We start from the raw sequence: 18,698 nt of genomic DNA, 5'->3' as shown, positions 1-18,698 counted from the left end.
TATGGCGATAAAACTGACAAAAAATGAGCTAAAGAATCAAAAAGAATCTTTAAAAATGTACAGAAGATACTTGCCGACTCTTCAGCTCAAAAAACAGCAGCTTCAAACCGAAATCCGCACCATCGAAGCAAGGGCTAAAGAAGTAAGGCTTCACAGGGATGCCCTTAATCGGGAATTCGAAGACTGGGTAGCGGTATTCGGCGAGCAAAATGTTTTTCAGCCCTCGATGGTAAAGATAAAAGAGCTTTTAACTTCAACCGGCAATATTGCGGGAGTGAGTATCCCTGTTTTTTCCGGTGCGGAATTTGAACGCTCTAAATATGATCTTTATAAGACCCCTCTTTGGGTTGATACGGCTGCCGAAAAATTGCAGGAAGTTTTGAGCTTAGACCTTGAAGCAAAGGTGCTTGATGAACAAGTCCGCCTATTGAATTCGGAGCTTAGAACAACCACTCAGCGCGTAAACCTCTTTGAAAAGGTTAAGATACCCGAAACTAGGGCAAACATAAAAAAGATTACGGTTTATTTGGGCGATCAGCAGGTTGCAGCTGTTGTTCGCGGTAAGATTTCAAAAAAGAATCTGGAAAAGGTTCATGATAAGGATGAAGCTCTATGATTGTACCGATGAAAAAAGTAACTCTTTTAGTCTTAAAAAAAGAGCAGCGTCATGCCTTAAAAGATTTAAGAAAATTAGGGCTCTTGCATATCGAAGACCGTCCTGCAAACGGTACCTTGATAAACGAGCTAAAGTCAGAAAAAAACGATATAACTCTTGCTATGAGCCTTTTAACGGAATATCTTCCCAAAAAAGAGAAAAAAGGGGTAACACCTCCCTCTCTTTTAAGCGAAGAAGATACCCTTACCTTTGTAGATTCCGTCTTGTCCCTAACTGCTTCTTATAAGAGCAATATGGAAGAATCTGCAAGGCTTTCGGGCGAAATAGCCTCCTATGCCGAGTGGGGAGAAATCAATACTGCCGATTTTAATTTCTTGGAAGAAAAAGGTGTCTATCTTTTTCCTGCAACTACCTCATTAAAAACTTATTCTTCCCTTTCCGAAGATATTAAAACTATTTTAGTGGGGAAGGGGAAAACGGGGGTAAGGTTTTTAATCTGGAGTGAAACAAATGCTCTTCCGGTTGATTTACCTCAGGATATTATTCCTTTAAAATTGCCTGAAACTTCCGTTAAGGCCTTAAAAGAAAAACTTAAAAGTTTAACGGCTAAGATTTCTTCTTACAAACAAGAAATGACAAAGATGTCTGCCTACTTAAACTCCCTCCGTGCCTTGGACGAAATTGTCACCAAGAAACTTCAATTTGAAATTGTGCATGAGGGTATGCAGACAATAGATTTCGGAGATCAAGATGATAAGGAGATGGTTCAATTAGTTTGGCTCACGGGTTATATTCCATGCGAAGATGAAACTAAACTTTCTTCTCTAGCAAAGGAAAAGTCTTGGGCCTATATTTCTCAGGATCCTGAAGAAGAAGATCCTGTTCCAACAAAGATAAAGCGAAATAAGATTGTAAATCTGATTTCTCCCTTAATCGACTTTTTAGGTACTGTTCCCGGTTATACGGAGCCTGATATCTCTCTTTGGTTCCTGCTCTTTTTCGGTATTTTCTTTGCAATGATATTCGGGGATGCAGGTTACGGTGCCGTTTTGTTCTTGATTTCAATTATTTTGATTTTAAAAACAAAGGCAAAAAAACAAAAAGTGCCTACAGCCTTTTATATGTTCGGCTATTTGGGACTTATGACCGTTATCTGGGGTACCTTGGTTTGTAACTGGTTCGGTATGTCTACCGAAATTGTACCGCCTTTTCTTAAAAACTTGGCGGTTCCTGCGATTGCAAACTTTACCCCTGAGGATGTACGCAATCAAAACCAGATTTTGCTTTGCTTTACCCTAGGCTTAAGCCAGCTGATGATAGCTCATGTAGTAAGTTTATTTAGGAACATTAAGTCCCCTAAATTCCTTGCCGATGTAGGCTCTCTTTCGATGCTTGTCGGAATGTATTTTGTGGTTTTAAACCTTGTTGTAGATTCCCAAAAGTATGCAATAAATAATACCGTGCTCCTTGCGATAGGTGCGGGTTTTGCTTTAAACTTTATCTTTATAAACTATTCTAAAGGAATAGGGCAGTCTATTGTTGAAAGCTTAAAAAATATTATCAATATGCTTTTGGGCGTAGTAAACGTATTTGCAGATATTATGAGCTACATAAGACTTTGGGCTGTAGGTCTTGCAGGAGGCGCTATAAGTGCAACCGTAAACGAGATGGCAGGCCCTGCCTTAGGAGGTTTTATAATCTTTGCAGGTGTCTTACTTTTATTGTTCGGACACGGTCTTAACTATATTATGAACGTGCTTTCCGTTATAGTCCACGGTGTTCGATTGAATACCTTGGAATTCTCTAATCATGTAGGCTTGACTTGGTCGGGCTTTAAATATGAACCCTTTAACGAATAAATTTGGAGGAAGGATATGACTTTTGGTTTTTTTGGTGCTGCTGCTGCGTTGGGTATTTCAGCTATCGGTTCTGCAATCGGTCTTGCAATTGCAGGTCAGTCAACAATCGGTGCATGGAAGCGCTGTTATTTAAATAACAAGCCTGCTCCCTTCAGTTTGGTCGCCTTTGCAGGCGCTCCTCTTACGCAGACTCTTTACGGTTTCTTGCTTATGAACAGGATGCTTACATCCTCCCAGAGCGATTGGTTTTTATTGGGCTTAGGCCTTGTTTGCGGTGTTTCTATCGCAGCTTCGGCTATTGCTCAAGGTAAAGCTTCTGCTTCAGGTTCCGATGCTATGGCCGAAACAGGAAAGGGCTTTGTACAGTACATTACTATCGTAGGTCTTTGCGAAACCGTTGCTCTTTTCGTAATGGTCTTTGGAATGATGAAATGCTAAAGCCTACAGTATGCGGAATGATGAAATGCTAGGCCTTAGCCGGTTTTATGCCGGGTATTGACTAAGATAGTATTTTTTGATATTCTATGAAAACTCCGGCTCGCAGAAAATGCGGGCCTCAGAAATGTGTCCATAGGAGGGAACATGAGAAACTATGAACTTATGACGGTTTTTCCGGTTGAAGAGGATCTCTATAAACCGGGAATAGATGCTCTACATTCAATTCTGGCGGATTTCGGTGTTCAGATCAAATCTGAAGAGCCTTTCGGCGATCGGGATTTAGCTTATGAAATCAAAAAGAAGACAAAGGGACGTTATGTGCTTTTCAACATTGAAGCAGATCCTGCAAAGATGATTGAATTGGACAAGCGTTTTAAGCTGATCACTCAGATGTTGACCTATCTTTTTGTTCGTTTAGAGGACTAAAAAGGAGACTTTATGGCAGATATAAATCATGTAGTATTGGTAGGCCGCTTAACTAGAGATGCTGAGCTTAAATATACGTCTTCCGGTATTGCGGTTTGTAATTTTGCTATAGCGGTCAATAGAAGACGGAAAACAGGCGATGACTGGAGCGAAGAAGCAAGTTTTTTTGACGTGGTTCTTTGGGGCCGGCAGGGTGAAGCCCTAAACCAGTACCTTGTAAAAGGTAAACAGGTCGCTATTGACGGAGAGCTTAGGCAAAACCGTTGGGAGCAAGACGGACAAACCCGCAGCAAGGTTGAAATTGTAGCTAACAATATTCAGCTTGTCGGAGGCTCGGCAGGTCAGGGCGGACAATCACAGGCCGCACCGCAGCGCCAAGGATCATATCAGGGCGGCGGAAATAATCAGTATAATGATGGAAATCAGGCACCTTCTGCTTATCAAAGAAGACAGGAGCCTTCTTATGACGATTACCAGCCGGATATGGGAAATTCAGATTTGGATAATATTCCATTTTAAGGAGATTTAAATGTCAGATGAAACAATGAATGATGTAGACATGGAAGCTAACATGCAGGAAAATATTCGCGAAGGCGAAGACAAAAGAAAGGGGAGATCTTTTTACCGCAAAAAGGTTTGCCGCTTTTGTGCACAAAAGTTAAAAATCGATTATAAAGAACCGGATGCTTTACGCCGCTTTATAACCGAACGCGGTAAGATTCTTCCCAGAAGAATTACCGGAACTTGTGCAAAACACCAGCGAAAACTTGCCGTTGAAATTAAGCGTGCAAGAGCTGTTGCATTGCTTCCTTTCGTTATGAACGAGTAGAATTTTTAATGTAAGCAGCGGCCTCAAGCTTCATTGCGTTATGGTTTTGCTTACATTAAATAAAACTATTAAGCCCTTTCCGACTCCCGGAATTGGGCGGATATTTTTTTTAGGAGCTTGTATATGAAAGTAATTTTAAATGAAGATGTTAAGTATCTCGGAGAAGAAGGAGATATTAAGAACGTAGCCAAGGGATATGCCCGAAACTACCTCTTCCCCAGAAACTTAGCTGTTCCTTGTAATGAGTTTACTCTGGCTCATTTTGAATCACGCAAAGAAGAAATTGAAGCTAAAAAGGCTGCAAAACGCCAAGATGCTGCAAGTCTTAAAGAAAGACTTGAGGCTCTTTCAATTAAAATTCTTATGCCTGCAGGACCTAACGGAAAACTATACGGTGCCGTTACAACTCAAACTCTTTTTGATGAGCTGCAAAAACTTGATTTCGATATTGAAAGAAAACGTATCGAAATCCCCGGTCAAACCGTTAAGAGCACAGGCGCACATAAGGCCCTTATAAAGCTTTATGAAAATACCTCGGCAGAGATTTCCTTTACCGTTGAGGCTCAGATTGCTGAAGAAAAGCCTGTTAAGGCTTCCGAGAAAAAAGGACGAAGACCTCGCAGGGACGAAGAAGCTTCTGATGAACAAGTTTCAGCAGAAGAAAATTCCGTTACTGAGGAAGCCGTATCTGAAGAAGTTCAAAATTCGGAATCGGAAAACTAAGACTTTATAAATATGCGGATATTTTATCCGCATATTTAAATTTAAACCCATATGGATAGTAAAGATATAAAACCCCAGCCCAAATATAAACGTTTTACTATTCGCTTTTTAGACCGCTCAATAAGATTTTTGAGTGCTTCTATCCTTGCTTTTATTGTTTTTTATGTTTTAAGCAGTTCCCAAGATTTTTTAGACTCCAGCTTGTTTATAATATTAAATGTATTAATGAATCTTTGTATATTACTTATAATTTTTACCTTTGCAGCAATTGCCGTTAGAATTTTTTTTATGATACGCTATAAAGAAATTAATATTATAAAATTCCTTACGGATATATTTTTATTTTTTTTATCGACAATATTGGCTGTTCTTTTTTCTTTCCTCGTAGTAGTTGCAAAGGGGAATGTATAAAAAAAGACTGCCGTAAGGTTTGCCTTGGGACAGTCTTTTTTAGTTTGAATTGGTGTTTTTATCGATAAGTTTTAAGCCGTTTTTTCGCCAAGAAGTTTTATCTTAGGCTTTGACGAATTGCTTCCTATCATTTTTTTATTTATTACAAGCTCTTTTCTACCGGTTAAGGATGGGGCTTCAAACATTGCATCCAGCATGAGCTTTTCGACAATAGAACGTAAACCTCTGGCTCCCGTATTTTGGTCTATAGCCTGCTGAGCAATGGCTGTGATTGCATCTTTGTCAAAGTGAAGATCGACATTATCAAGTTTAAAGGTTGCCTGAAACTGCTTTATGATGGCATTTTTGGGTTCAATCAATATGCGTGTTAGGTCTTCTTTTGTAAGTTCATTTAAGGCAACCTTTATCGGGATTCGTCCTATCAGTTCCGGAATAAGCCCGAATTTTACCAAATCATCCGGTGAAACTTGATCATACAACTCGGTAAGATTTTTTTCACTCAGTTTTTTAACCTCGGCACCGAAGCCTATGGGCTTTGTAGAAATGCGGGCTTCCACTATCTTATCCAAACCAACAAAGGCTCCTCCGCAGATAAAGAGAATATTTGTTGTATCTATTTTAAGCATATCCTGATTAGGGTGCTTTCTGCCGCCCTGTGGGGGGACGGAGGCTGAGGTTCCTTCGATTATTTTTAAAAGTGCTTGTTGAACACCTTCGCCTGATACATCGCGGGTAATGGAAACGTTTTCGCTCTTTCTGGAAATCTTATCGATTTCATCGATAAAAATTATGCCTCTTTCGGCTTCTTTTATATCTCCGTTTGCATTTTGAATAAGCTTAAGGAGAATATTTTCGACATCTTCGCCTACATAGCCTGCTTCAGTCAAGGTTGTTGCATCGGCTATGGCAAAGGGTACCTGCATTTTTTGTGCAAGTGTTTTTGCTAAAAGAGTTTTACCCGATCCTGTAGGACCAAGTAAAAGGACATTTGACTTTTCTATGACTACATCATCTTTTAAAGGAGGATTCATTATCCGCTTATAGTGGTTATAAACGGCTACAGATAGAACTCTCTTTGCCTGTTCTTGGCCTATTACATATTCATCAAGATAGTCTTTTAGTTCTTGAGGTGTTGGAATGGGGCCTGAACGGTCAACAGGCCTGACAGTCTTATACGATTTTATATAGCTTTCGCAAAGATCTACACATCTATCGCAGATGGCAATACCTCCGGGACCCGGAACTACAAAGCGTTCAGAGCTTTCAGGTTTATTACAAAAAGAGCATATTAAAGCTCCGCCCATTCTATTTCTAGCCATCTTTTCTCCTATTCATAACAGTATCGATAATACCGTAGGTTAAGGCTTCTTCAGCCGACATAAAGAAATCTCTTTCCATATCGGCGGCTACCTGTTTTTCCGTCTTGCCGGTATTTTCCGCAAAGTATTTAATGGTAAGTTTTTTTAATCTTACAATTTCTTTAGCTTGGATATTGATATCTACTGCCTGTCCTTGAACTCCGCCCCATGGTTGGTGAATCATGACACGGGATGAGGGGAGGGCATAGCGTTTATTTTTTGCTCCTCCGGCCAAAAGGACTGCGCCCATACTGGCACATTGCCCCAAGCAAATTGTTTGTACATCGGGACGAATGTGCTGCATAGTATCGTAAATCGCAAGGCCTGCCGTTACAGAACCTCCGGGACTATTTATATAGAGGCTGATATCCTTATCGGGATTTTGGGCCTCTAAAAATAAAAGCTGGGCTACAACCAAATCGGCAGACATATCGGTTATTTCTCCGTCTACAAAGATAATTCTATCCTTTAAAAGACGCGAGAAAATATCATAGCTGCGTTCTCCGTTTCCGGTTTGTTCAATTACATAAGGTACAAGTGTACTCATTTTTTTTCCTTAAAACAGCAAAATTTAATCTTTTAAAAGTTCATCAAAGGCAATTTTTTTGCCTTTTTTGATTGTCGATTTTTCATAAAGAGCTTTAAAAAGTTTTTCTTCTTTTAGACCTTCGCTTAAATATTCTTTTTCGCGAGGGTTGGAATAATATTTTTTCAGCTCATCAAGAGCGATATCCATTCTTTCGGATAAACGGACATATTCGGCCTCAATCTCGTCATCGCTTACTTCAATATTTTTTTCTTTAAGAAGGGTTTCAATTAAAACTCTTTCTTTTAAGGTCTTCTCGGAATCTTCTCTCCAGCCTTCTAAAAGACTTGCTTTTGATTGCGGGCCTTTACCGAACATTTTTTCAAGTTCTTCAGGCGTGGTTCTAAATTGATTAGCCATCATCATCCATCTGGATTCAAGTTCTGCTCTTACCATAGATTCAGGCAGGTCTATTGTATGTTCTTTTACCATTTGTTCGGTTAAAGCATTTTTTTGTAAAGATTTGATTTTTTCTTCTACACTTATTTCAAACTTTTTTTTGATATCGGCCTTTAGTTCGTCCAAGTTCTTATACTTTTCATTTATGTCTTGAGCAAAGTCATCATCAAGGGCCGGTAAATCCTTGTATTTAAGAGCTGTAAGAGTTACCTTGATTTTCTTTGTTTTTCCGGCAAGGTCCTTGTTTGAATCATCCTCGGGGAAAGTCTTTGTGATTTCTTTAGATTCACCTTTTTTCATGCCGATTATATCATCATCAATCTTATAGATATTTAGGCCTGAACCTATTGTAAATACAAAATCTTTTCTTTCGGTGCCCTTGATTGTTTTTCCTTCATCATCAAGTTCGCAATAATCGATTGTTGCAATATGGTCTTTTTCGGCTGAAGTTCCTTCTTTACAGGATGTAACAAGGGCATTCCGCTCTTGAAGTCTTTCAAGCTCTTTTTTTATGTCGTCATCGGAAACGCTTGCTTCCGGCACTTCAACAGTAAAGCCTTCCGTTTTTTTAATTTCTACCTTGGGGAAGACATCATAGTGGACCGTAAAAGAAAAGTCTTCATCAACTTTTAATTCGGGTTTTTCGTTTAGTTCGGGATAAGAGTAGGGGAGAGGTCTTTCATATTCATCAAGAGATTCAAAGATTTCTTTTAAGGACTCTTCGATTAGGTCTCCTGCAAGATCTCCCTTGATAGCATCGCCGTATTTTGTTTCAAGTACGGATACGGGAACCTTTCCTTTTCTAAATCCCGGTATTTGAAGCTCTTTTGAATATTTGTTGAGCAGTTTTTTATAGCTTTCTTGAACATCAGCCTTTTTGATTTTTACTGAAAGTTCCGCATGTGATTTTTCTTTAAGAGTTACGTTCTTTTCGTAGTCCATTTTTCCTTCCTTAGAGTTGATTTTAAGACAGCCCTTTATATAAAAGGGTATAAAAAAAAGCGATCCGTTCACCGAATCGCTTTAGAAGCGGGAAACGAGGATTGAACTCGCGACATCCACCTTGGCAAGGTGGCGCTCTACCACTGAGCTATTCCCGCAATTCTACTCCACTTTTTGTTTTGTGGAATTGTGCGAGAGGAGGGACTTGAACCCTCACGCCGAAGCACTAGATCCTAAGTCTAGCGTGTCTGCCAATTCCACCACTCTCGCTTAACAGTGAGCGTGTGTATAATATACATAAACCCAAAAAATGTCAAGTATTGCAATTTTATGAGTAAGTCATCTAAAATGTCTCGCTCATGGGGAGGAGTATATGCTTTTTTTATATTTTTGTCAATAGTTTTAAAAAAAAAGATGACAAAAATACCTAAAATGATTATAGTATTATTATGAGCGATATTAAAAAACAGCCTAGAGAAGATTATAACTTAGGCTTTATTTTGCAATATGAAAATGTTGCTTGGTTTGATGAAGAATGCGGAGAGGTGCGTATTTTAGACAGGCGTATTTATCCCGAAAAAAAAGAATTTTGTATATGTAAAACATATATGGAAGTTGCAAAGGCTATTACCGATATGGTAACCCAAAGCGGCGGGCCATTTTCAGCGGCCGGTATGGGTATGGCACTTGCTGCTTATCAAGGAAAAAATCTTTCAAAAACGGCATACCTTGAGTTTATGAAAGAGGCAGCCTATGCTCTATCCCATGCCCGTCCTACCACAAGCAAGGCAATGCAGCTTATTACAGCCGAATCATTTAGCCTTTTTGAAAGACTCATCCAAAGCGGATTGTCTTCAAATGAAATTATTACCTCCTTAAAACAAAATGCGGTGGAACAAAACAATCTCAGGTATAAAAAAAATACGGCAGCCGGCTCTTTTTTTGCCGATTTGGTTCCGGACGGCTCTTCAATTTTAACCCAATGTTTCGGAGAAACTACAGTCGGAGGATATTTACGCAGGTTTAAAGAAACCGGTAAAAATATAAAGGTTTTTTGTGCCGAAACCCGTCCATATTTTCAAGGAGCCCGATTGACCGCTTCTTTGGCCTATGACATGGGTTTTGAGACAACCGTTATTACCGACAATATGATAGCCCTTTTAATGAGCGAAAAAAAAATTGACTTTTGTGTTTCAGCTTCCGATGTCATAAGCCTTGACGGTTCTATCATAAACAAAATAGGAACCCTTCAAATTGCTATAGCTGCAAGTTACTTTGGTATTCCTTATTACGCAATAGGCTTTCCCGATAAAAACTATGTTTCGGCAAAAGAGGTAAAAATCGAATATAGAAATCCCGAAGAAGCTCTTTATGCTATGGGAAAAAGGACGGCTATTCTGCCTGATGAGAAAAGCAGAAAAAATCGAGGTTCAATCTCAGGGCTTTATCCTGCCTTTGATATAACGCCTTATGAGCTTTGTACAGGTATAATTACGGATAAAGGCTTTTTCAACCCGGGAGCTAAAGCTATAGGGAACCTCTAAAAACTTCCGTTTTTAGAGGTTTTCCTTAGATTTATTTGCGACGTATTTTTTATAAATTATTATAGTATAACAATTTATAAAAAATACTCGTCGGGCATCTCTAAAAACTAACCGAGTTTTTAGAGATGCCCTATAGTTTAAATATAAGACTAATTGCAACGGCCTCAAAAAACATACCTATCTTCTTTTTTGAATTGATTATTTTTTGCGTAAAATGAGCTTCATCTTTGTAATTATAATAGATTGGAGCTGTCTTCCATACTGCTTGAAGTTTTATGCGTGTTTTTTCGGAGGCTTAAAAAAAAAGTTCATTCTTTAATTCAAAAGTCCATAATTCTTCGGCCTTATTTTTAGCAAAGGGAAGGGGCTTATATAGATTTTTATGGCTTATAAGCTCTACTCTTATCGTGTTTAAGTAAAGAGGCATATTGTATTCTATCGAGTATGTTCCAGTATAACGGGCTCCGTTTCTGTTTTCACCATCATCATTGTCGAAAAACCAAAAGTCGGTATTTTTTGACGGAATAAGAGCAATATAATTTATATTATGAGAGGTTTTTAAGATAAGGTTTGCCCATTCGCTTTCTATTTTGGAGTTTAGATCAAAATAGAACTCAATCCCGCCTTGAACTTTAAAAAAAAGCTTTGAAAAATACAAAGGTTTGATAACTTGTAAGTTATTGACGTTTTTATTTTCGGCGATACCGTAAAAACCTAGGGCAGGATAGGCCCAGCCTGTACCTAAAGTTGTATTTGCAATAAAATTTACAAAAGGCAGTTGGGATAATTTTAAATTAAAAGAGCCTAAAATATTTGCAGGTTTTAATGAGGCCTTAAACTCCAGTTCCGTATATTTTGAATCCGAATTTTCCTTGTAAAATCTTAAAAAATGAGATATTGAAAGATTAAAATTTAAGGGATAGTTTAATTCCGCTTCAATTTCCGTTTTTGTTTTGTTTAAATCGGTATTTCCAAAAATATATGAACAATTTATGAGAATTAAAATTATCAAACATATTTTTTTTAGTTTCATAGCCTTATCTTCAAAAATAAAAAAGCCGAAGTAGGGCATGACCCTTTTACTTCGGCTTTTTTTATATTACCGATTATATCGGAAACCGATTAATCGTTATATCGGAAGCCGATTTATCGGTGCTGCCTCAATTTTTTTACTGGGCATTTGCGGGGGTTGTGGCCGGAATAAGATTCCCGGACCTGTCGATTATGTCAACATCCGAATTAGGTGTAATCTGATCAACATAGAATGTGTACATAACAGGCTCAGAAACATTGCCTACATTATCGATAGCCTTAACTTCGATGTTGTAAACTGCATTTTGTGTAAATCTGATCGGTTCTACATACTTGGTATATTCTCCGTCATTTACTTTTACATAAATTGCATCAACGCCTGAAAGGTTATCTTTTGCTGCAAATGAAACGGTTTCACTTGTAGAAACAATAACTCTGCCTTCTTCATCTACAACAGTATCGCTGGGAAATACCATGTACTTCTCGTCCTTGTTGATAAGACGGTTTGAATTTGCAATGCTTACAACGGGTGCTGTTCTGTCGATAGTAACTGCGAGTAACTTAATAGGAGCAAGGTTTCCTACATTGTCAATAGCTGTGTAATAAAGGTTTACAGGCCCTTCACCATCTAAAGAAACATAGGTCTGCTCCGACTCTTTTCCGTTTCCGGACATTTTAAGAGAGTTAAGATCCGTTCCCATGTAACCGGCTGCTACGCCTGATCCTCCGACTATGTCGGCTGCAGAAACATACCACTTTGTATCGGCTGAGCAATAAACTACTACACCGTCATTGTACAAAGGTGCTGTTGTCTTGATCATTGTATCAGGAGCCGTATTGTCTACGATTACCGACAAAGTTTTGGGCAATTCCAGATTTCCGCTGTTATCAAATCCTCTGTATGAAATATCATATTTTCCTTCTTCGAGAAGTTGGAAGGGGTTCTTGTATCTCATAAAATCTGCACCGTTCAAGGCAAATTCTACAAAGTCAAGACCGGTTTCTTTATCGGTTGATCTTAGTTTAAAAAAGACATCACTGTTTACATAGTTGGTGCCTTCTTCAACATAGTGAATTGCGGGGCGGACATAGTCTGTTCCTACAATAGAAGGAGCCTGTGCCCAAGCTGAAACAACTAAAAGTGAACATAAGGCTGCAAAAAAAATTTTTTTAATCATTAGTTACCTCCAAAATGATTTTTTAAAATTTCATAGTGTTTATTTAACACTGTGAATTTCGACTCTTCGGTTTTTGAAGCGGTCAGTAATCTCTGAATGGTTTCGGGCAGGTTCACGTGCTCCTTTACCTTCGACGATTATATTGTTCGCATCAAACAGCTTCATTTTTTGAAAATAGCTTGCAACAGCAATTGCCCGCTGTAATGCAATACGATCTTCATCTTTTTGTGAATCCAGTTTTGCACTGTGACCATAAATGACGATTTTCTCTACGTTTTTTGCTTTTAGATCTTCGCCTATTTCTTTTAGTATTTGTGCGGTAAACTGATCGATTTGATAAGATTGCGGTGCAAAATATACCGTGTAATAATCATCGGGCATATTTTTTTCTTCCGTTTTCTTATCTGTTTCTTCCTTTACTACTTCTTGTTCTTGAGTTTTTTCAGGTTCAGCCGGCTTTTCTTCTTTCTGTTTGGGAGCAGACTTACAGGAAAACATAAAAAGAACAGACAATAGTAAAAGTAATACTCTTACTTTTTTCAAAGAAACCTCCTTAAAATAATAATCTTAAGTATATTATCCTTCTTTTCCGGTCAATAGTCAAGAAGATTTTCTCATTTTTCTTTAGCTTCGGTAACAAAGGTCGTATATTGGGATAAAAACAAGAGCGGGACAGTGCCTATGGGGCCGTTTCTTTGTTTTGCCAAAATGAGCTCGGTCGGAATAGGTTTTGCTTCATCTTCGCTTGTGTCGGCTCTTTCACGGTGTAAAAACATGACCACATCGGCATCCTGTTCAAGAGAACCCGATTCCCTTATATCGGCAAGCCCCGGTTTTTTCCCTTCGGCATCCCTTGTCAGCTGGGATAGGGCAACTACGGGAATATTCAGTTCTCTTGCCAAACTTTTTAGAGACCTTGAAATTTCGGCAATCTGTTCATGACGCGGTATGCTTGCATTTTCTCCGGTAATAAGGGTTATATAGTCTATAAAAATGATTTTTACGTTATAGGGCGGACTACAAAGCTGGCGGGCTATGGCTCTTAAATCCAAAAGCTTCATATTCGGCATATCCACAAGGTAAAACGGGGCTTCATAGAGCATACCGCAAGTTTCTGATACCTTGCCAAAATCTCTGGCCGTTAGGTTTGCAGACCTTATTCTGTTCGAATTTATTTTTGCTCTTGAAGCTATCAAACGCTGTACCAGCTGCATATCCGACATTTCAAGAGAAAAAAAAGCTGTCGGAATTTTTTCGTCAATAGCGATGTGGGCCGCCATGGTCATGGCTAGGGCTGTTTTTCCTACGGATGGACGGGCTCCTATTATTATAAATTCCGAATCCTGAAATCCATAGGTCATATTATCCAAATTACCGAAACCTGAAGGAACTCCGGTGTATGCTCCCTTGCGTTCGTGTAGTTTTTGGAGAACCTCCAAAGTAGGCATTATGACCTCAGCCAAAGACTTAAAAGTCGCCGAATTGCCGGCTTCCGTAAGGTCAAATATGCTTTTTTGAGCTTCTTCCAAGACTGTTCGGCTCGATATGCTGTCATCAAATACATCTGCAGAAATTTTATTGGAAACTTTTAGCAAATTTCTTCTTATAGCGGCTTCCAACACGATTTTTGCATAAAATTCGTAGTTTGCAGAGCTTGGAACCTCATCCGTAAGCGATGCTATATAGCTTGCCCCTCCGACTGAATCCAATTCATTTACCGAGCGAAGATAGTCTGTCAATATTAAAATATCCGCCTTTTGAGACTGGGTGTCTAATTCCGAAATAGCCTTATATATCTTTTGGTGCTGAGGAGAATAAAAAGCTGATGCATCTAAAATCGGTCTTACAAAGGTAAAGACATCAGGATCTATTAAAATAGCTCCCAAAACAGCCTTTTCCGCTTCCATATTGTGAGGCGGAAGCTTGTTTTTTAAATTTTTTACACTATCCATTAAAAAAGCCCTCTCAAGCGAGGGCATTTTAACAGATAGTAAGATTAAAATCTAGCCTAAAGAAAACTTAAATTTTAAAAAGTTTAATATCTACGCTTTTATTTTCTTTAATTTCTATTTTTAACTTGTTAAATCCTCCGGGCCTTCCGCCATTATGGTTGCCGTATCCTACAGGTTCCTTAGGCATGCCTAAAAAGTTTCTATCCAGTTTATCGTTTTCGTTAATGTCTTGATAAACAAAAAAAACATATTCTCCCTGAGGAAGTTTTTCCGTTATTGTCATTTCCTTACCGTCTACTTGAACGCTGACAGTCTTTAAAGGCTCTTTTTTCTTAAAAGATTGTGCATCTTGATAGATACTCAAAAATAGTTTTCCTTCGATAGTTTCGATGTTGGTAATATTAAGAGTAACCTCAAATTCGATCTTTGTTTCTTCCGAATATAGACCTGTAAAAACCGCCAAAATAATCGTAAAAATAAAAATAATTTTTTTCATCATGTTCTCCCGTACCTTATTCGGCATTGCCGTAAAGAATCTTTACCATGATTTTAGATTAGGGAAGTTTGAACCATATTTTGTTTTGTAAACATTTTTAGTTTTTTAAGATTGACAAGTTTAAGGTTTTAAGTTATAATTTTCATTAATGAATAGAAAGGGTAAAAATATTTTTTTAAAAATTTCTCAAAAAACAGCTCATAACCTATTGACAAGATTTTATGAGTCTGGTATAATATTAAGTTTTTTACCCCCCCCCCCCCCCCCCCCCCCGATAAACTTACATAATTCGGATTATCCTTTTACTTTAAGTCTTTATTCGACAACTAAAACAAGACATATATTTACCAAGCTTGAAAATTGTTTGCTTGTTGTTTTTATGTATATTTATTTTAACTTAAAAGCCTGTACAAATTTATTTTGTACGGGCTTTTTGTGTTTTGATAGAATTATTAAACGAGGAGGGTATAAAGATGATTGTGATTTATGATGATCTTTATGGCTAAAAATATTATTTATTGTAAAAGTATGTTAACTTATATTTTATAAAATAAAAGGAGTTTTGTAAGTTATGAAAAAAGAAAATGAAAATGAAAAAGTTAAACCTAATGCAATGGATGTTTATAATTTTTTATGGCGCGGCAGGGATATTGAACTTGCTCATATATGGCATAGATCTATTTTTTTTGCAGTTTTTATTATGGGAATAACAAGCATATATGCAATATATTTTAAAGATATCTTTATACATCAATTTATAAAAAAGGATTCGTTTGACTGTACGGCTCCAATGCTGGTGTTTGGTCTTATTCCGATAGCAATTACTGTGATAGGTATAATATTTTCTATGTTATGGATTATGATGGCAAAAGGTTCTAAAGCATGGTATGAAATATATGAGGATAGTATTGCAAAAATAAGCGATATTGATGTTTTCTGGGATCATCAAAGTATTAAAAATATATATGGCGACAGCATTAAAGAATTGATATTTGGCAAATTATCCTTAAAAAAAGAAACTAAATGTGATAAATGCTTATTTTCAACAAACGGAGGTCAATTTTCTGTTTCTAAAATAAATATCATGATAGGAATTGTTTTTTTTATTCTATACATAGGCTTATTTATCTTTCATATAGGATGGATGATTCGTTTATATTCATGTAATCATATTCCAACATTGAATTGTATATGCTTTATCATAAGTTGTTTTATTATTGCAGGGAGCATTTGTTTTATTTGTTGTTTTATCACAAAGAAAGTTTCTTCGTCTTATTTAAATAAACAATGTATATAAGGAGAATATCATTATGAAAAAATTTGATATATATACTAATCGTTTAGGAAATTGCGTTGCAGTTAAAGTTTCTTCCGGAGAATTTTCAGCCGGTGCTTTTTTCTTTACATGGATTTGGGCTTTTATTAATAAGTTATACAAACAAGCCATTATTTGTTTGCTTTATATAACTGTAATCCAAGTTATAATTTATATGTTTATTTCTGGTAATCCCTATCATGATGTTGCAGAAATGCCATATATTATTATTGTAGGATTTTTTAATTTGATTGCCTCCATTTTTTTTGGCTCTGCAGGCAATACTTTGATAAAATCTAATTTACAAAAAAGAGGCTATAAATTTGAAGTAACCATACTTGCAGAAAATAAAGAACAAGCTATTCTACTTTTTAAAAGCGGCAAATATGAGGTCGTCACTGAGGAGAGTCCCAATAATGTAAATTCGGAAGATAAGCCTAATGAAAATCCTCCTACCATAGAATATAAAGAATGTCCTTTTTGCTGCGAAAAAATAGAAAAAAATGCACTTGTTTGTAAGTATTGCAATACAAGTCTTGTGCCTGAAAAGACAGAAAAGCAGGAAAATATAACAGTACAGAATATTCCTGTTACCGAAAAAGTAAAGGAAAGCGAGTATAAATTATGTCCTTACTGCGGTGAGGAAATTAAAAAAATTGCAATAAAGTGTAGATATTGCGGAAGCGATTTAGAGGAGAAAAAAGCATGAAAAAAATTTTGATAATTAGTTTTTTAGGTTTGTTAAGTTTTTCGGCATTTGCCGGAGGAGTTTTTGAGAAAGCATCCGGTGAGTACAAAACATTTCAATACTATGACGGTATTAGATACAAAGAAGTAAAGGCAGAATATGCAGGTTTATTTTTAAAATCTTTTGAATTTGAAGGTTCAGGTGCTCATAAAACACTTGTATGTTATGGATGTATACGCCTTTGGAATTCAACTGAATGGACTGATTGGGAAGAAATATCGCGAGAAAAAGCCCCTTATATGACAAAGTCTGAGTTGGAAAATATAATTACATACAGTGATTCCGTTATATTTAGCGAATTCGAGGGACAAAAAATTATTTTTGAAATGACTCCAAACAATGAAGGAAAATATTGGTGGTGGACAAAACAGGGTAATATACAATTTTTCCAAAATATTTATTTGGTAAAAGGATTTTAAAAAATTGAGGATTTATTATGAAAAAATTTGATATATATACTGATAATTCGGGGCATTGTGTTTCAGTTATTGAATCTAATTTTTTATGGCAAGCTTTTATCTTTACATGGGCGTGGGCATTTATTAAAAGATTGTATAAACAAGGTATGATTTATTTGTTTTACATATTGGTATCTTCTTTTATAATATTTATGGTTTATAATAATATTGAGGATATCTATTATCTTGAAACTTTTGCTAGTACTGAATTTTACTCTGTGTGTGGTTTATTCATTATTTTAGGTGCGCTTGTGTTTGCTGCAGCAGGAGATGATTGGATAAAATCTGATTTGCAAAAAAGAAATTATAAATTTGAAGTAAGTATACTTGCAGAAAATAAAGAACAAGCTCTTTCACTTTTTAAAACTGGCCAATATAAGACCATATCCAATGAAAATTTCAATAATGTAAATTTAAAGAAAAAGCCTCAGATAAAAACTTCTACCATAGAATATAAAGAATGTCCTTTTTGCTGCGAAAAAATAGAAAAAAATGCACTTGTTTGTAAGTATTGCAATACAAGTCTTGTGCCTAAAAAGACAGAAAAGCAGGAAAATATAGCAGTACAGAATGTTCCTGTTATCGAAAAAGTAAAGGAAAGCGAGTATAAATTATGTCCTTACTGCAGTGAGAAAATTAAAAAAATTGCAATAAAATGCAGATATTGCGGAAGCGATTTAGAAAATACAAATTCATTAAATAAGGAGTTATAAAATGAAAAATTATTCTATTTATGTTAATCCCATTGGGGATTGTGTTGCCGTAAAAAACGGTTGGTCTTGGCCTGCGTTTTTTTTAAACTGGCTTTGGGCCTGTTATAAAAAATTGCCTGCCCCTGCTATTATAGGGCTTTTAATTGGGATTTTTGTTAACTACATGCTACCATTCGGTTCAAGTGTAGGTGAGTCAACTGCTGCGATACTTGTTTTTAATTTAATTATGCCGATAGTTTTCGGTGCTGCCGGAAATGGATGGGTAAAAGCCAGGCTAATAAGCAAAGGCTACAGTATTGAAGGAAGTGTATCTGCTGAAAGTTTGGAAGGAGCTGTTTTAGTTTTTAAAACCGGAAATCAGCAAGATAATAATTATTCTTCAATAGTAAATGTTGTAACACCCCAAGTTTCAATTCCTGTTCAAAATGAAGGAGAATATAAATCATGTCCTTACTGCGGAGAAAATATAAAAAAATCCGCTATCAAATGCCGGTTTTGTAATGCCTCATTGCAGGAACCTCAAATACAAAATGATGTATCTGTACAAAAGATAGAATATGCTGTTGTAGAAAAACAAGAAGAAAACAAATTATGTCCTTTTTGCGGTGAGGAGATAAAAAAAGCTGCAATAAAATGCCGCTATTGTCATAGCAATCTAAACACTTAAAATAGGCG

22 protein-coding genes and 2 tRNA genes are annotated in these 18,698 nt (G+C 36.8%); 14 read left to right on the top strand and 10 right to left on the bottom strand.

The window, feature by feature from the left end:
* The first annotated feature begins 1 nt into the window (after position 1).
* The 8 genes from E4N80_RS05030 to E4N80_RS04995 all read left to right on the top strand — a co-directional run bounded on the left by E4N80_RS05030 (position 2) and on the right by E4N80_RS04995 (position 5,302).
* A complete protein-coding gene (locus E4N80_RS05030) occupies positions 2 to 616 on the top strand; it encodes a V-type ATP synthase subunit D (protein ID WP_253700759.1) in 615 nt (204 codons plus the stop codon).
* Positions 613 to 2,475: a V-type ATPase 116kDa subunit family protein gene (locus tag E4N80_RS05025; RefSeq protein WP_366797230.1), complete on the top strand. Its 1,863-nt coding sequence runs from the start codon at positions 613 to 615 to the stop codon at positions 2,473 to 2,475. The genes E4N80_RS05030 and E4N80_RS05025 overlap by 4 nt, the downstream gene beginning before the upstream one ends.
* A 15-nt stretch (positions 2,476 to 2,490) precedes the next feature.
* Positions 2,491 to 2,913, top strand: coding sequence for an ATP synthase subunit C-like protein (locus E4N80_RS05020; protein WP_002669353.1), 423 nt, complete (start codon positions 2,491 to 2,493; stop codon positions 2,911 to 2,913).
* Between the two features lie 144 nt (positions 2,914 to 3,057).
* The gene (gene rpsF, locus E4N80_RS05015) at positions 3,058 to 3,339 is read left to right on the top strand and encodes a 30S ribosomal protein S6 (RefSeq protein ID WP_002669351.1); all 282 of its coding nucleotides are present in this window, start codon (positions 3,058 to 3,060) and stop codon (positions 3,337 to 3,339) included.
* A 12-nt stretch (positions 3,340 to 3,351) separates the two neighbouring features.
* Positions 3,352 to 3,858: a single-stranded DNA-binding protein gene (gene ssb, locus E4N80_RS05010; RefSeq protein ID WP_253700757.1), complete on the top strand. Its 507-nt coding sequence runs from the start codon at positions 3,352 to 3,354 to the stop codon at positions 3,856 to 3,858.
* A gap of 40 nt (positions 3,859 to 3,898) precedes the next feature.
* Positions 3,899 to 4,168: a 30S ribosomal protein S18 gene (rpsR, locus tag E4N80_RS05005; protein ID WP_080641254.1), complete on the top strand. Its 270-nt coding sequence runs from the start codon at positions 3,899 to 3,901 to the stop codon at positions 4,166 to 4,168.
* A gap of 123 nt (positions 4,169 to 4,291) precedes the next feature.
* Positions 4,292 to 4,891: a 50S ribosomal protein L9 gene (gene rplI, locus E4N80_RS05000; RefSeq protein WP_253700756.1), complete on the top strand. Its 600-nt coding sequence runs from the start codon at positions 4,292 to 4,294 to the stop codon at positions 4,889 to 4,891.
* 51 nt (positions 4,892 to 4,942) lie between these two features.
* Positions 4,943 to 5,302 carry a hypothetical protein gene (locus tag E4N80_RS04995; protein ID WP_253700755.1) on the top strand — a complete coding sequence of 120 codons (360 nt, stop codon included), beginning with the start codon at positions 4,943 to 4,945 and terminating at the stop codon, positions 5,300 to 5,302.
* Positions 5,303 to 5,373: 71 nt separating this feature from the next.
* On the opposite strand, the gene clpX is transcribed toward E4N80_RS04995, so the two are convergent.
* The 5 genes from clpX to E4N80_RS04970 all read right to left on the bottom strand — a co-directional run bounded on the left by clpX (position 5,374) and on the right by E4N80_RS04970 (position 8,857).
* The gene (gene clpX / locus E4N80_RS04990; RefSeq protein WP_253700754.1) at positions 5,374 to 6,621 is read right to left on the bottom strand and encodes an ATP-dependent Clp protease ATP-binding subunit ClpX; all 1,248 of its coding nucleotides are present in this window, start codon (positions 6,619 to 6,621) and stop codon (positions 5,374 to 5,376) included.
* Positions 6,614 to 7,207 (bottom strand): ATP-dependent Clp endopeptidase proteolytic subunit ClpP, encoded by a 594-nt coding sequence (clpP, locus tag E4N80_RS04985; RefSeq protein WP_253700753.1) that lies wholly within the window; start codon positions 7,205 to 7,207, stop codon positions 6,614 to 6,616. The genes clpX and clpP overlap by 8 nt, the downstream gene beginning before the upstream one ends.
* Positions 7,208 to 7,231: 24 nt before the next feature.
* Positions 7,232 to 8,587 carry a trigger factor gene (tig, locus tag E4N80_RS04980; RefSeq protein WP_253700752.1) on the bottom strand — a complete coding sequence of 452 codons (1,356 nt, stop codon included), beginning with the start codon at positions 8,585 to 8,587 and terminating at the stop codon, positions 7,232 to 7,234.
* Between the two features lie 86 nt (positions 8,588 to 8,673).
* A tRNA-Gly gene (locus E4N80_RS04975) sits at positions 8,674 to 8,745 on the bottom strand.
* A gap of 32 nt (positions 8,746 to 8,777) precedes the next feature.
* A tRNA-Leu gene (locus E4N80_RS04970) sits at positions 8,778 to 8,857 on the bottom strand.
* 179 nt (positions 8,858 to 9,036) lie between these two features.
* On the opposite strand from E4N80_RS04970, the gene E4N80_RS04965 reads away from it, so the two are divergent.
* A complete protein-coding gene (locus E4N80_RS04965; protein WP_253700751.1) occupies positions 9,037 to 10,131 on the top strand; it encodes a s-methyl-5-thioribose-1-phosphate isomerase in 1,095 nt (364 codons plus the stop codon).
* 295 nt (positions 10,132 to 10,426) lie between these two features.
* On the opposite strand, the gene E4N80_RS04960 is transcribed toward E4N80_RS04965, so the two are convergent.
* The 5 genes from E4N80_RS04960 to E4N80_RS04940 all read right to left on the bottom strand — a co-directional run bounded on the left by E4N80_RS04960 (position 10,427) and on the right by E4N80_RS04940 (position 14,789).
* Positions 10,427 to 11,164, bottom strand: a complete 738-nt coding sequence (locus tag E4N80_RS04960; RefSeq protein ID WP_253700750.1) for a hypothetical protein — start codon at positions 11,162 to 11,164, stop codon at positions 10,427 to 10,429.
* Positions 11,165 to 11,300: 136 nt separating this feature from the next.
* The gene (locus E4N80_RS04955) at positions 11,301 to 12,341 is read right to left on the bottom strand and encodes an OmpL47-type beta-barrel domain-containing protein (protein ID WP_253700749.1); all 1,041 of its coding nucleotides are present in this window, start codon (positions 12,339 to 12,341) and stop codon (positions 11,301 to 11,303) included.
* Between the two features lie 39 nt (positions 12,342 to 12,380).
* Positions 12,381 to 12,884, bottom strand: a complete 504-nt coding sequence (locus tag E4N80_RS04950; protein ID WP_253700748.1) for an OmpA family protein — start codon at positions 12,882 to 12,884, stop codon at positions 12,381 to 12,383.
* Positions 12,885 to 12,955: 71 nt separating this feature from the next.
* Entirely contained in the window at positions 12,956 to 14,293 is a 1,338-nt protein-coding gene (dnaB, locus tag E4N80_RS04945; RefSeq protein WP_002669313.1) for a replicative DNA helicase, read from the bottom strand.
* Between the two features lie 67 nt (positions 14,294 to 14,360).
* Positions 14,361 to 14,789, bottom strand: coding sequence for a DUF2141 domain-containing protein (locus E4N80_RS04940; RefSeq protein ID WP_002669308.1), 429 nt, complete (start codon positions 14,787 to 14,789; stop codon positions 14,361 to 14,363).
* Positions 14,790 to 15,360: 571 nt separating this feature from the next.
* Between E4N80_RS04940 and E4N80_RS04935 the strand changes: the two genes are divergently transcribed.
* From E4N80_RS04935 to E4N80_RS04915, 5 genes are read left to right on the top strand one after another with little or no spacing between them, the layout of a single operon-like run.
* A complete protein-coding gene (locus tag E4N80_RS04935) occupies positions 15,361 to 16,086 on the top strand; it encodes a RipA family octameric membrane protein (protein ID WP_253700747.1) in 726 nt (241 codons plus the stop codon).
* A 13-nt stretch (positions 16,087 to 16,099) separates the two neighbouring features.
* Positions 16,100 to 16,813: a zinc ribbon domain-containing protein gene (locus E4N80_RS04930; RefSeq protein WP_253700746.1), complete on the top strand. Its 714-nt coding sequence runs from the start codon at positions 16,100 to 16,102 to the stop codon at positions 16,811 to 16,813.
* Entirely contained in the window at positions 16,810 to 17,271 is a 462-nt protein-coding gene (locus tag E4N80_RS04925; protein WP_253700745.1) for a hypothetical protein, read from the top strand. Before E4N80_RS04930 ends, E4N80_RS04925 begins: the two co-directional genes overlap by 4 nt.
* Before the next feature lie 17 nt (positions 17,272 to 17,288).
* Positions 17,289 to 18,023, top strand: a complete 735-nt coding sequence (locus tag E4N80_RS04920) for a zinc ribbon domain-containing protein (protein ID WP_253700744.1) — start codon at positions 17,289 to 17,291, stop codon at positions 18,021 to 18,023.
* 1 nt (position 18,024) lies between these two features.
* The gene (locus tag E4N80_RS04915) at positions 18,025 to 18,690 is read left to right on the top strand and encodes a DUF2628 domain-containing protein (protein ID WP_253700743.1); all 666 of its coding nucleotides are present in this window, start codon (positions 18,025 to 18,027) and stop codon (positions 18,688 to 18,690) included.
* Positions 18,691 to 18,698: the final 8 nt, after the last annotated feature.

Source organism: Treponema denticola (genome assembly GCF_024181605.1).
GTDB lineage: Bacteria > Spirochaetota > Spirochaetia > Treponematales > Treponemataceae > Treponema_B > Treponema_B denticola_B.
Note: the sequence above shows the minus strand (reverse complement) of the source record. Positions and strands in the feature narration are given on the sequence as shown.

What these genes read in the sequence shown, in the direction of transcription:
- tig (WP_253700752.1), bottom strand. Translation starts at nt 8,587, where the DNA reads ATGGACTACGAAAAGAACGTAACTCTTAAAGAAAAATCACATGCGGAA.
- ssb (WP_253700757.1), top strand. Translation starts at nt 3,352, where the DNA reads ATGGCAGATATAAATCATGTAGTATTGGTAGGCCGCTTAACTAGAGAT.
- E4N80_RS04930 (WP_253700746.1), top strand. Translation starts at nt 16,100, where the DNA reads ATGAAAAAATTTGATATATATACTAATCGTTTAGGAAATTGCGTTGCA.
- E4N80_RS05030 (WP_253700759.1), top strand. Translation starts at nt 2, where the DNA reads ATGGCGATAAAACTGACAAAAAATGAGCTAAAGAATCAAAAAGAATCT.
- E4N80_RS04995 (WP_253700755.1), top strand. Translation starts at nt 4,943, where the DNA reads ATGGATAGTAAAGATATAAAACCCCAGCCCAAATATAAACGTTTTACT.
- rpsF (WP_002669351.1), top strand. Translation starts at nt 3,058, where the DNA reads ATGAGAAACTATGAACTTATGACGGTTTTTCCGGTTGAAGAGGATCTC.
- rplI (WP_253700756.1), top strand. Translation starts at nt 4,292, where the DNA reads ATGAAAGTAATTTTAAATGAAGATGTTAAGTATCTCGGAGAAGAAGGA.
- E4N80_RS04955 (WP_253700749.1), bottom strand. Translation starts at nt 12,341, where the DNA reads ATGATTAAAAAAATTTTTTTTGCAGCCTTATGTTCACTTTTAGTTGTT.
- E4N80_RS04925 (WP_253700745.1), top strand. Translation starts at nt 16,810, where the DNA reads ATGAAAAAAATTTTGATAATTAGTTTTTTAGGTTTGTTAAGTTTTTCG.
- clpX (WP_253700754.1), bottom strand. Translation starts at nt 6,621, where the DNA reads ATGGCTAGAAATAGAATGGGCGGAGCTTTAATATGCTCTTTTTGTAAT.
- E4N80_RS04960 (WP_253700750.1), bottom strand. Translation starts at nt 11,164, where the DNA reads ATGAAACTAAAAAAAATATGTTTGATAATTTTAATTCTCATAAATTGT.
- E4N80_RS05020 (WP_002669353.1), top strand. Translation starts at nt 2,491, where the DNA reads ATGACTTTTGGTTTTTTTGGTGCTGCTGCTGCGTTGGGTATTTCAGCT.
- dnaB (WP_002669313.1), bottom strand. Translation starts at nt 14,293, where the DNA reads ATGGATAGTGTAAAAAATTTAAAAAACAAGCTTCCGCCTCACAATATG.
- clpP (WP_253700753.1), bottom strand. Translation starts at nt 7,207, where the DNA reads ATGAGTACACTTGTACCTTATGTAATTGAACAAACCGGAAACGGAGAA.
- E4N80_RS04915 (WP_253700743.1), top strand. Translation starts at nt 18,025, where the DNA reads ATGAAAAATTATTCTATTTATGTTAATCCCATTGGGGATTGTGTTGCC.
- E4N80_RS05025 (WP_366797230.1), top strand. Translation starts at nt 613, where the DNA reads ATGATTGTACCGATGAAAAAAGTAACTCTTTTAGTCTTAAAAAAAGAG.
- rpsR (WP_080641254.1), top strand. Translation starts at nt 3,899, where the DNA reads ATGGAAGCTAACATGCAGGAAAATATTCGCGAAGGCGAAGACAAAAGA.
- E4N80_RS04965 (WP_253700751.1), top strand. Translation starts at nt 9,037, where the DNA reads ATGAGCGATATTAAAAAACAGCCTAGAGAAGATTATAACTTAGGCTTT.
- E4N80_RS04940 (WP_002669308.1), bottom strand. Translation starts at nt 14,789, where the DNA reads ATGAAAAAAATTATTTTTATTTTTACGATTATTTTGGCGGTTTTTACA.
- E4N80_RS04920 (WP_253700744.1), top strand. Translation starts at nt 17,289, where the DNA reads ATGAAAAAATTTGATATATATACTGATAATTCGGGGCATTGTGTTTCA.
- E4N80_RS04935 (WP_253700747.1), top strand. Translation starts at nt 15,361, where the DNA reads ATGAAAAAAGAAAATGAAAATGAAAAAGTTAAACCTAATGCAATGGAT.